Origin of the sequence: Pectobacterium nicotianae (genome assembly GCF_023272715.1) — a bacterium.
Taxonomy (GTDB): Bacteria; Pseudomonadota; Gammaproteobacteria; order Enterobacterales; family Enterobacteriaceae; genus Pectobacterium; species Pectobacterium brasiliense.
Map to the genome: position 1 here is coordinate 4,166,647 of NZ_CP096821.1, position 12,817 is coordinate 4,179,463.

A 12,817-nucleotide genomic window follows, 5' to 3' on the forward strand; every position below is an offset into this window, starting at 1 on the left:
AGTCAACAGAAGTTAAAAAACGCTATTTCACAGAGTAAATCATCGTGGATATATTATGGATACATCACAACTCCCTATCATTTATGACATTCTGATCAGTGATATTATTGCATCAGTTGCAGGATTATTCGGCGGCCTCAGTATTTCTTTTTTTTGGCGACCGCAGAAACTGAATAATTACGACAAGTTCATTGCCGCATTAATCATTATCATCATCAGCATTTCAGCTGCTTTCTCACTGGTAGGGATTATCGCCGAATTGCTGCACGTTAATATTAGTAAAATGGAGAACGCAATAGGATTAGGCTATTTGGTTGGCGCTATTAGCGTAGGGCTGGTTACGCTGCTGGCAAATTTCTTCAGCTATCGAGAGAATAACGATATTCTGGATGTCGCATCGGAAATAAAACAGGCCAGAAAAGGCGTTCATTTGATTAATGAGGCCCAGAAAAAAACGCCCGATGACAAAACCCCACCAGACCCTTAAGAGATTGTTCTTAAAGGTCAATGCTCTTGAGAGCAAACGTTCTTGAGAGTGAGCGTTCTTGAAGGCAAGCGTTCCTAAGAATGAGGGTTTTCAACCGCACGTCGTCGATATGGCAGGAAGGCACCTCGTTGCCTTCCTGCTACTGCTTTCCCTTTCCTGATATGTTCATCCCCCCAGTCAATGCTTTGCCAATAAAGCCAATCCTATATGCGGGGTTCCTCAACGAAGGTGTCTCAATTCGGGACACCTTCGTTAGCGTTCTCTACAGGTTACTGCACAAGAGAGCCGTATTTGGCTGTACGACATCCATCAGAATTTGGTGGTACTGATGGGACAGCGCAGCAATCTCTGCCGCGTTAAAAGCCGCCTGCTGATAATTAAAACACAGCGCCAGAGCCTCATCGTCATAAACAGAGAGCGTTAAATCCAGCCGAGCCTGATGATTAGCAATATCCGTAATCTGATAGGCAGTTTCATTAATCTGTACGGCTGGCGGCATGGCCGTCAGATAGTTAAAACTCACAGGAAAACGCAGCTTATCAGACCATCCTTTAGCCCGGACATCGGCCATTAACACATCATAAGGCAACGTCTGATTGTCCAAAATCGCATGGATCTTATTCTGGCTGCGGGTCAAAAGCGTGCTGAAAGATTCCTGAGCCGGCGCATCATCGTAGTAAGCCACCATGTTAACGAAACAGCCTATTGTGGTGGCGTTTTCCGTCAACATACGGTTCGACACCGGAATACCGATGGGAACATGACGATAGTTTGTCGTTTTGAGCAGTTGGGTAAAAGCGGTCAGCATGCAAACAAACGGCGTCGTGCGATGCTGTTGGGCATAGTGCTTTATCGCCTGCGTCAGCGTATCTGACAAAATGCACCAATAATTTTCTCCGTCCAGGCTGTCACTGAGCGGGAATGCCGTCGCATCGGCTCCTGCTGCCAGGTAATCCTCCATCTTGTCCAGCCAGAACTGCCGCTCTCTCAGATAGCATTGATCTTTGGTGCGCCGTTGCTGCTGCCGATAGTGCAGATAACGTTTTTCACTGCCTATTCGATAGCTGCGATCGCCGGCGCTATAAGCACGGACGTAATCAACAAACTGATGGAAGAACAAACCAATGGCATCATGATCGAATACCGTATGGTGTACACGTCCCAGCAGAATATGCCGTTGTGTTGTCAGCGAAATCAGATGAAAACAGATGAGCGGCGAGTGCTCTACATCCATTTCCGGCGTACTGATCAGCTCCAGCAGTCGTCGGTCGCTCAGCGTATTCCTTCCCCCATCGGGAGAGAATGCCGTCAGCTGTTCAATCGGGATCGCCTCGATCGGATAATCCCCTTCAAGGCACTGTAACCGATCCAGATCGAAGCGGGTTCGCAGCACCGGATTACCTTCCAGAATACGCCGAATACTCCACTCTACGGCAGACTCATCCAGTGGGCCCTTTATCGTCAGACGGAAAGCCAATTGATAGGCCGACGGCTCCGGACTGAGCTGGTCCAGCGTCAGAAAATAGCGCTGCTGCGATGAGGGGGCGAGTACCTCGATATCCGCGTTGTTCTCGTTAAACGCAGGCTCGTCATCGTTCACATAGTAAGGGACGATGAAAGCCAGCAGATGGGGCGTCGCGTTGTTGAAAAATAACGGGTAATCAATTTCACTAAATAGCCTTTTTCTAATCAGTAGTCGGGCTTTCATCGCCTGAAGCGAATCGCCCCCTAAATCGAAAAAGTTATCGTTGGCTCCGAGTTCACGAAAGCCAAGCACCTCTTGCCAGATATCGATCAGTTCCTGTTCCAGCTCATTACCTGCGGTTTTAACCGGATATCCCAACTCAGGGCGCTGCGGACAAGGCTCTGGAAGCCGGCTCACATCCAATTTCCCGTTAGGCAATTTGGGCAGGGTTTCCAGCATAATAAAGTGGGACGGATGCATCGCTCGCGGCAGTTTATCCTGCAAGAAGCGGCGCAGATCGTTCGTGGCAAGCGACGGGTTACGGCTCACCAGATAGGCGACCAGACGCTGACGCCCGTTTTCCTGAATCGGCCGCACCAGCGCCTTGTCGATATCGCCATGCTGACGTAACACAATTTCGACTTCTTCAGGCTCGATACGAATGCCATTAATCTTAATCTGGCGATCGATACGTCCCAGATACAGGATCTCCCCTTCTGGCGTCATTTTCCCTAGATCGCCGGTACGGTGCCCCCAGGAGCGTTTATCGGCTCGAACATGGGTGAAGAAACGCTGCTGCGTTAATTCATCGCGGTTAATATAGCCACGGGCGACACCTTCACCGAATGCACAAATTTCGCCTTCTTCCCCTTCAGCCACGGGACGTAGACTCTCATCCACGATCATAATTTCGCTGCCACGCAGTGCCTTACCGAGCGTCACATTTTTCCCCGGCTTTAATTCAGCAAATGAGCAGTTGGCCGTCGTTTCCGTCGGGCCATACAGATTAAAGAGCCTGACATCAGGAATCTGCTGGAACGTACGCTCTTTTAAATCAAAAGAGACAGGCTCGCCGGAGAGAAAAACCGTTTTAGGTAATGCCCACGCGTGAGAAGAAGATGCCTGATAGCGCAACAGCTCATCCCAAACGGTCGGCACGCAGTAAATGGCGCCGTCGGGATGTTGCTGATGCCAGCGTAATAAAACCTCCGGCTCATTCAAGCTGTCAGCAGGCAAAATAAACAGGGTGTCGCCGCGCAATAAAGGCGCATAAAGCTGTGTCACGGCAGCGGCAAAGCTGAGTGTCGATGTCAGAGGGAGCGTCGCACGGGTCTCTGGCCACACATCCTCATTAAACCAGTTCAGGTAATAACTCAGGTTCCGGTGCTCAATGGCCACCCCTTTTGGTTTACCTGTAGAACCGGAGGTATAGAGAATATAAGCAAGATCGTTTTCGCAAACGGGTGGCAGCGTCGTCACTGGCGACGCAGGATAATGGATATCCTCTACTACCAGCGTAGAGGGAAAAACCTTATCGATAGCCGTTTTATTTAACATCGCTCGCGTGGAAATAAGTAAAAATGTCGAAGAATCATCAAGGATCTGCATAATTCTTTCTGACGGATGAAAATGCGAGAGCGGAACATAGGTATGTCCTGCTTTTAAAATAGCCAGCAAGACCACAGGCATCATCACACCAGGTTCCAGATAAACGGCAATTCTGCCCCGTTTATTATCTGGATAATATGATAACAAATAATCTGCCAAACGGCACGACTGAGATTCTAGTTGTTGATAATTCAGCCTGTCGCCATTAAATTCCACCGCCGTTTTATCGGGACTTTTCAGTGACCATTCAGAGATAATTTCAAAGACCGTTTTTCTATTCTTCATCATTTTCCTTCCATATTGTAAAAGGATGCTTTTTTCGGGAATGGTTATAACGCGACTTCCGGTATCTCACGCGGTGAAAATTTAATGCTGTAAAAATAAGAACACGTAATGATGGGTTCGTCATGCTAATACCAGGAAAGACACATGAAATAACGCGCATGCCTGAGTATGGGTTTAACAAATAAAAGACAGTATTGCCTATATCCCAAAAGGACTATGCCAGAATACGAAAGTCTCCCCGTACCCTGACGGGTATTATTTCCCCTTCCCTTTGCTATTTTTATTGACAGTGCATCACACCCTATCCGCAGATAATTGGAGGCTCCGATGGATTCACAATTTATCGGTTCTGTTATTAATGCGCTACCGCTGGAAAATATGATTAGCGGGCCATTACAAGCAATGATTAACGCACAGGTCCAAGCCAGCAAAGCCTATACGGATTTTTTATTATCCGTATGCATTCAGAATAATAAAGCGGTCGCCATCCAATTCGACTACGACGAAACGCTTATTGATGAAAGCGGAGTCGCAAAAGGTGCCGTGACAAAAACGATGCGCATACCGCTCATTGCCGCGATTACCCATCCGATTATTTCTATTGAAGAAGGGACGATCGATTTCGAGCTTGAAGTCACACAGAGTGAATCTTCATCAGATGATACCGGAGAAGACGGCAATCTGGCGGCGTCACTGGGATGGGGGCCATTCAAAGTCAAAATGGCCGGTCGGGTATCACACAAGTCAGCGCAGACCCGAGCGACGGACACGCGTGCCAAGTACAGCATTCACACGCAGGTAAAACGTCAACCCGCGCCTGAAGCGCTCATGCGCGTCATCGATTTTCTGACCGATGCTGCAATCAGACCCAGTATTCCCGCAGAGAAAAGCGCACCGCAGGTAGCGGAAAACGCCGCACCACCAGCACCTGCGGAGCAACAAGAAGCGTCATCATAATCAAAGCATATTGTTCAGCAGCAATATTACTCAGCGGCAATTACTCAGCGGCATAGTGCATGTGTGCCGTACCTGCATAACGCGTAAAAGGATGCCCGGCGTGACCCCTGGCATCACCAGAGGATCAGACCATGGCATCGGCAAGAGTGCTCCACACCTTATTTGAACAGCAGCGGCATCAAACGCCGGACGCCATCGCCCTGAGAAGCGATACAGAAACGTTGACCTACCGGCAATTGGATCAGCGGGCAAACGCAATGGCGAGCGATCTATTGCAGCGGGGCGTAAAGCCGAAGGATGTTGTCGGTATTTATTTGAATAAAAGCCCGAACCTGATCGTCAGCCTGCTCGGCGTATTGAAAACCGGAGCCTGCTATTTACCGCTTGATCCTTACTATCCACACGAGCGTCTGGATTACATGGTCAATCATGCCGATGCGCGTCTGGTCATTACCGACAATGCCCACGCGCTTACGCTGGCACCAAGCCATCGTGAGATCGTTGACATCAACCAGATCGATCTGAGCGTTCAGGCTACTCACACGCTTCCCTCGGTCAGTGAAGAACAGCTTTGTTATGTGATGTACACCTCCGGCTCCACCGGCACGCCAAAGGGCGTCATGGTCAGCCACAGGACGGTGGTCAATTATCTGGCGTGGATGCAAAGCGCCTTCGTGCTACAGCACGACGATGTGGTCCTTAACCAGTCCACGTTCAGCTTTGATGTCTCAGTGTGGGAAATTTTCTGGCCGCTGATCGCCGGCGCAAGCTGTGCGGTCATTACCGAGGATGCCAAGTACGATCCGCAGCTGCTGGCTGAATTTATACACCGTCATCAGGTCACGGTCGCACAGTTCGTACCGACGGCACTGCGCGTCATTGTGGATGCGGAGGTGCTATCTCGCTGCACCTCTCTATGCCATATCTTTTCTGGTGGCGAAGCGCTCGATCAAACGCTGGTCAACGATCTCTCCCTGCAATATCCGGGAAAGATCCACAATCTCTACGGCCCGACAGAGGCAACAATCTTTGCCTGCCATTGGCTCTGCCAGCCGGGAGCAGAAGAAAAAATTGCTCCGATTGGCAAGCCCATCCCTCACGCCATCGTTTATGTATTAGATGAGGCGCAACAGCCTGTCGCACTGGGAGAAAGCGGTGAACTTTATCTGGCAGGGGATATTCTGGCAAAAGGCTATCTGCATGCGGAAAAGCTGACGCAGGAGCGATTTGTTGATGACACGTTTAGCCATCAGACCGGGCAGAAAATGTATAAAACCGGCGACTGGGTTAGGCAGCGTGTCGATGGCGTTCTGGAGTTCATTGGCCGAATAGACAGTCAGGTTAAATTGCGCGGACACCGTATTGAGCTGGCGGAAATAGAAACGCACATACAGGCGCTGCCGCAAATTAACCATGCTGCCGTTATTCTCGACAAGCGCTCGGAAAACGCAGCGCCATCACTCTCAGCATTTTATGTATTACGGCATCAAAAGCACATCGATATTCAAGAGATAAAAGCGCACCTTGCCAAGACGCTGCCTTTTTTCATGGTGCCCTCTCATTTCGTTGCGTTGGAAAAAATGCCAACGCACCCCAATGGAAAAATTGATAAATCCAAGCTGTGTTCCTGCGTAAATAACTAATGGTGAAAAAATGTCAAACGACAAAGCAATATTACCTTCCGAGATAGAGAAAAATATTATTTCTATCTGGCGGACCGTACTCAATAATCCAAAAGTCTCTATTCAAGAGAACTTCTTCGATGCAGGAGGCAATTCCCTGCTGATGTCCAAGGTTTATCGCGAAATAAAAAACAAAATGGAGTCACCTATCTCTATTGTTGATTTATTCCAATACCCAACGGTACAGATGCTAAGCAAACGTATTAGCGAAGTACACGCTGGGAAATCAAGCAGCAAGAAGTAATTACGCCAAAAAGCGTATTGATACTCCAGGGGAATAACCGCCCAACAATGGGCAATGTGTTTCATCATCCTTATTTCACTGATAATAGGTGGTAATACCATGTCTGCAAATCAATTGAACGCTGCCTCGGCAGTCAAAGCGAAAGTGGCTTCGGCAATTAAATTTGTTCTGAGTCACCAAAATTCATCCAAGCCCGCTCACTACTATGCGATTGGCCAGAAAATTCTTCCTAACACCAAGAAATACTGGCGTGCGAAGTCTATTCCAGCCATTCCTGTTTCAATCAAAGCATCACTGCAACACCCGTCGGCCTCTAACCTGCAAAGCCTCATCAGCCGGGTTACTGCTGGCTTTGCAGGTAGCAAAAAGTAATTAACTTTTAATGTAGCTGTCCCTTCTATATTCACGGCGTAGGACGTCGACCTTTCTTCCTCTGGATAGTATTCGGAGAGAGAAGGTTAGCGGCCTGCGCCGTGAAATAGGAGGCGAATATATTCACGGTGAGGTAATGAAATGAAACAGCAAGAACAGTTCCGCGATAAGGATATTGCCATTGTAGGAATGTCGGCTCGCTTTCCCGGTGCAGAAGATACCGCAATATTTTGGCAAAACCTGTTGGACGGCGTGGAGACGATCAGCACATTCAGTGAAGAAGAACTGAGGGAGTCAGGCATTGAAGAAGAGATGATCGCCTCGCCCAACTATATTCGCCGTCGGGGGATTCTGGGTAACGCACAGCACTTTGACGCTAATTTTTTTGATATTACGCCCCGCGATGCCGAAATTATGGATCCACAGCATCGTGTCTTTTTGGAATGCTGCTGGCACGCGTTTGAAGATGCTGGCTACGTCCCTGCCACCTACCCTGGAAAAGTGGGCATATTCGGCGGAACAGGAACCGCCTGGCATTTGAGTAAAGTGAATGCCCATCCTGAAGTGCAGAAGTACGCCAGCGGTGCGTCGGTTGTCACCAACAATGATAAAGACTACGTAACGACCCGAGTGTCTTACAAGCTCAACCTCAAAGGGCCGAGCGTTAACGTACAGACCGCCTGTTCAACCGCGATGGTCGCCGTCGTGATGGGTATGAACAGCCTGCTGAACGGGGAAAGCGATCTGATCGTCGCGGGTGGTGTTTCCGTGGACACGCCAGAACGCCGGGGTTACCCCTACATGCAAGGCGGCATGGAATCCGCTGATGGCCGCTGCTATGCCTTCGACTCGCGAGCCAACGGCACAGTGTTCAGTCGCGGTGCTGGCGTCGTATTACTGAAACGACTGAATGACGCCGTACGCGACGGCGACCATATTTATGCCGTACTGAAAGGCGGCGCAGTGAATAACGACGGTAACCTGAAAGCCGGTTTTACCGCACCGAGCATCGACGGGCAAATCGCCGTTGCCAAACAGGCGATCGCCAATGCGCAACTCGATCCCGCCACGATCAACTTTGTTGAAGCTCACGGCACCGCGACGGCGCTGGGCGATCCCATCGAATTCACCTCGCTCACACAGACGTTTCAGGAATACACGGATAAAACCCAATATTGCCGTCTGGGATCGGTGAAAACCAACATCGGCCATACGGACGCGGCGTCAGGCATGGCCAGCCTCATCAAAGCGTCACTGGCGCTGGAAACCGGCAAACTGCCAGCCTCGCTCCATTTCGAATCGCCAAACCCTAACATTGAATTTGAAACCAGCCCGTTCATCATGAACACCGAACTCAGTGAGCTGGAACCGTCAGAAACACCGCATCGTGCGCTGGTGAACTCTTTTGGCGTCGGTGGCACCAATGCCTGTGTCATTCTGGAAGCCGCACCGTCGCTAAAAGCGGGCGATACCCATGACAACAGCCTGCTGGTTTTGCCTTTCTCCGCGAAAAGCCGCACGGCGCTGGAAGACATGAAACATCGCCTGCGTGACTATCTCAATGCGCATGACGATGCCAATCTGGCAGATATCGCCTACACCTTGCAGGTTGGGAGACAAAAGTTCTCTCACAGCACGGCTATTATCGGGAAGGATCGCGATTCACTGCTGGCCAAGCTGGATCAGCCTTCACTGGTGGTGACGCAGCAGGGAAAAAACCAAAAATCCGTCGTGTTTATGTTCCCGGGACAGGGCAATCAGTACGTCAATATGGCGCGTGAACTGTACGACACCTACGATGTTTTCCGCGCGAGCCTGGATCAATGCTGTGACTATCTGGAGCCAATTCTGGACGTCAATCTGACGTCGATTATCTTTCAGGACGGCGATAATATCGCCGAGTCCCGCATCAATGAAACCCAGTTTACCCAGCCGTCCCTGTTCGTGATCGAGTACAGTCTGGCAAAATTGTGGATGTCATGGGGCATTCAGCCGGATGTCATGATCGGTCACAGCGTGGGGGAATACGTGGCAGCCTGCCTGTCCGGCGTGTTCTCACTGGAAGATGCACTGAAAGCCGTCGCGATGCGGGGCAAGATGGTACAGGCATTACCCGCAGGAGATATGCTTGCCGTCCTGCTCGATGAAGAGAGCCTGAAGGCTAAACTTCACGGTAGCAAACTGGAAATTGCGGCGGTTAACTACCCTGGATTATGCGTCATCGCCGGCGCTTCAAACGATGTCGCGCGTTTCCAACAGCAGTTGGAAGACAGCAATATCTTCTGCAAACATCTGGATACTTCGCATGCTTTCCACTCGCACATGATGGAACCCATGCTGCCTGCCTTCAAAAAGGTCATTGATAGCATCACGCTGCACGCGCCGCAGATCCCATTTGTTTCTACCGTTAACGGCGAATGGGTGACGGAAGCGCTGGCGAAGAACAGCGACTACTGGGTGCGTCACGTACGTAATCCGGTGCTGTTCTCTCACGCCTTCAAAACGTTGATGGCTGAAGAACATCACGATTTCGTGTTCCTTGAAGTCGGACCGGGACGTTCGCTGGAATCGTCCGCCAAGCAGCATTTCAGCGCAGAAGACGGCGCGTTGATTTATGCCTCCCTGCCAACGGCGAAAGACGTGGCCTTATCCGGCGAGCATCTCCTGTCGACGCTCGGTGCGCTCTGGGCAAGCGGCGTAAACGTTCCCTGGCATCAGCATCATCCAGAGCAGCACCGTCGCCGTATCCCGCTGCCGGGCTACCCTTTCGAGCGTAAACGCTTCGCCCTGCCAGCCCTGTCGTCAACCAGTAATGACATGCAGAGTGAGCAATCCGTTAAGGCTAAAAAGCGGAAACAGGCGGACATCGGCGATTGGTTTTATATGCCGACCTGGAAGAAAACCATTCCGGCGAAATATATGGCGGGCAAACGCGTTGAAGCCGAGAACACCTGCTGGCTGCTGCTGACGGATACGCTGGGTATCGCCGAACGTGCGAAACAACTGCTGGAAAAGGACGGGCATAAGGTCTTTTTCGTCAGCCCGGGAACGCAGTATCAGGAAGCGCTTTCCGAAGGCCGATACACCCTCGATGCATCCTCGCGTGCCGACTATGTCCGGCTGCTGAAAAGCCTGACAGAACAAGGATTACGCCCATCACGTATCCTGTATTTATGGAACCTGACGGCAGCGGAACAGGTCCAGCCGCTTGACCACACTTATCTCTCCTCACCGCTGAACACGTTCTACCCTGCCCTCTATCTTCAGCAGGCGCTGGTGAACGAGAATTTGCTGGACGATCTGCATGTGACCTTCGCCACCAGCAACACGTTCAGCGTGATGGGTGAGCGCATCGCGTCACCAGAGAATGCGTTACTGGTTGGGCCTTCGCGCGTGTTCTATCACGAATATCCTGAAGTGCAATGCCATCTGGTGGATATCGATCTTAAACAAAACGCCGAACAGCTTGATGAGTTTGCCCACAGCCTGATTGCAGAAAGCCATATCGCCACACACGGCAATCTGGTGGCTTACCGCGGAAACCAGCGCTGGGAAGAAAGTTATCAGGCCGTGCATCTGAAGCAGGATGCCCTCGGTTTACCTGCGGAATTGAAAGACGACGGCGTCTACCTCATCACTGGTGGCCTCGGCGGATTGGGGATACTGCTCGCCAACCACCTGTCTGAAAACAGTAATGCGGCGATCATCCTGACTTACCGCGCAGCGTTACCGCCGCGTGAAGAGTGGCAAGCCTGGATCCAACAGCATCCGGTTGACGATCCTATCAGTGAAAAACTGGCGAGCATTTTACGTCTGGAGGCCCGTGGCAACACGATACATCTGGCACAGGTCGACGTGAATGACTATCACGGTATGCGCGAGATGCTATCCGCGTTCCCGCAGGTCGATGGCGTGTTCCATACGGCAGGCGTGGCTGGCGGCGGTATCATTGCGCTGAAGAATGACGCCGATTGCGCCAACGTGCTCGATCCCAAAGTGGCAGGATCGCTCATTCTAGATGAGCTGCTGCAGGACAAACAGCCTGACTTCTTTATTTTATTCTCTTCTATTACCTCCATTGTCGGTGACGAAGCCCGCATCGATTACTGCTCGGGTAACGCGTTTATGGATGCCTTTGCGCATTATCGCAACCAGCATCGTCGTGGGCGCACCGTCTCGCTGAACTGGGGAAAATGGGGCGATGTGGGAATGGCCGTCCGTTGGGGCAAACAGCTGCAGGAGAAGAAAAACAGCAAGCTGGCTGCCGTTGAGGAAACCAAAGGCGACCTGCTGACGCACCTGGAACGTGAAGGCACGCAGGAAAGCTATCAGGTCAATCTCACCACGCAGGACTGGGTTATCGATGAGCACCGCCTTGCGAAACAACCTTCACTGGTCGGGGCGACAATCTTATCGCTACTGCATGAATTCATGACGTGCTTTAAGCCTCAGGAAAGCCTTCAGGTCAAGAACCTGATGCTGACCAAGCCGGTGATCTATACCGATGCCTGGCCGCGTCAGATGAGGCTATTCACCACGCCAGAGGGGAAAGGCTATAAGTTCAGCCTCAAGACTCGGGGCGTGCTTGAGCTGGCATGGCAAGAACACGCGTTCGGAAGCATAGGCCACGGCGCTCCAACGGCTGACCTCACGCCACAATCGATTGACGCCATCAAACAGCGCTGCACCACGCAGGTTCCCTACGCGCCGTTTATCACCGAGCTGGGTAATGCCAACACGGGCGAGAATTTCCTGTCGTTTAGCCAGCGCTGGAACAACCACCGCGAGATTGTTCAGGGCCATAACGAATGGCTGATCCACAAAGTGCTGGGAAGCGAGTATACGCACGATCTTACCCGCTACTCGTACCATCCCGCAGTGATTGATGCTACAGCCATCTCCTGCCTGTCATTGATTACACAGGAGAATTTCCTGCCTATCAGCTATGGCAAGATGACCTTCTTATCGCCACTGGGGCAAGAGTGCTACGTCCACGCCAGGCTCAAGCAGGCTTATCAGCCGCAGGATAACGCCATCGTCATGGATATCACGTTCCTTTCACCAGAGGGCGTTCCACTGCTGATCCTGGAAAACTACACGTTGATGAAGATGACGATGGGCAATCAGCTTGCTACGTCAGAAAACACATCAGCGGCAGCTACAGCAGCAGTAAAAGTGAATCTGGCAGATAAAGACATTCTGTTGCCAGAAGGGCTGGATGCAATAAAACGCCAGCTCGCACATCTGGAATTTGAACAGTTAGTCGTCGTCACCAGCGATCTGGATCAGCTCATTTATGAGTCAATTCCTGAACAGGAAACGCCGGAATTCATCTTGCAGGATAGCGAAGCAACGGAAGGGTATGCCCGACCGGCCCTCTCAGTGGATTACGTTGCGCCAGAAAACGATATCGAGAAGGAGATCGTCAAAGTCTGGCAGTCCATTCTGGGGATCTCGGGGATCGGGGTTAACGACAGCTTTACTGAACTGGGCGGTAACTCGCTGCTGGCAGTACAGGTCGTTTCTACCGTTTCCGGCATATTTGAAATCGATATTCGCGTTGATCTGTTTTACCAGAACCAGACCGTGAAAGGGTTAGCAACGCTGATCCTTACCGAGCTGGAAGCCTTATTGCAGGAATAAGGGAACGGCCGCCTTCAGTATGCATCTCGAAGGCGGCCGCTAATGTAAAACCGAATGTCACAAAATGAGACTCG

At 51.1% G+C, this 12,817-nt stretch carries 7 protein-coding genes; 6 read left to right on the plus strand and 1 reads right to left on the minus strand.

Going from position 1 to position 12,817, the window contains the following annotated elements; all coding sequences use genetic code 11:
• The first annotated feature begins 55 nt into the window (after positions 1-55).
• Positions 56-487, plus strand: coding sequence for a hypothetical protein (locus MYB54_RS18520; protein WP_014914123.1), 432 nt, complete (start codon positions 56-58; stop codon positions 485-487).
• Between the two features lie 262 nt (positions 488-749).
• On the opposite strand, the gene MYB54_RS18525 is transcribed toward MYB54_RS18520, so the two are convergent.
• Positions 750-3,848: a non-ribosomal peptide synthetase gene (locus MYB54_RS18525; RefSeq protein ID WP_248721184.1), complete on the minus strand. Its 3,099-nt coding sequence runs from the start codon at positions 3,846-3,848 to the stop codon at positions 750-752.
• A gap of 324 nt (positions 3,849-4,172) precedes the next feature.
• Between MYB54_RS18525 and MYB54_RS18530 the strand changes: the two genes are divergently transcribed.
• The 5 genes from MYB54_RS18530 to MYB54_RS18550 all read left to right on the plus strand — a co-directional run bounded on the left by MYB54_RS18530 (position 4,173) and on the right by MYB54_RS18550 (position 12,743).
• Complete coding sequence (locus MYB54_RS18530) at positions 4,173-4,802, plus strand: DUF2589 domain-containing protein (RefSeq protein ID WP_039312967.1); 630 nt, start codon at positions 4,173-4,175, stop codon at positions 4,800-4,802.
• Positions 4,803-4,933: 131 nt separating this feature from the next.
• Positions 4,934-6,445 (plus strand): amino acid adenylation domain-containing protein, encoded by a 1,512-nt coding sequence (locus MYB54_RS18535; protein ID WP_248721185.1) that lies wholly within the window; start codon positions 4,934-4,936, stop codon positions 6,443-6,445.
• Positions 6,446-6,455: 10 nt separating this feature from the next.
• Positions 6,456-6,728, plus strand: a complete 273-nt coding sequence (locus tag MYB54_RS18540; RefSeq protein WP_010279676.1) for a phosphopantetheine-binding protein — start codon at positions 6,456-6,458, stop codon at positions 6,726-6,728.
• 99 nt (positions 6,729-6,827) lie between these two features.
• Positions 6,828-7,100 (plus strand): hypothetical protein, encoded by a 273-nt coding sequence (locus MYB54_RS18545; RefSeq protein ID WP_227527678.1) that lies wholly within the window; start codon positions 6,828-6,830, stop codon positions 7,098-7,100.
• Between the two features lie 141 nt (positions 7,101-7,241).
• Complete coding sequence (locus MYB54_RS18550) at positions 7,242-12,743, plus strand: type I polyketide synthase (protein WP_248721186.1); 5,502 nt, start codon at positions 7,242-7,244, stop codon at positions 12,741-12,743.
• Positions 12,744-12,817: the final 74 nt, after the last annotated feature.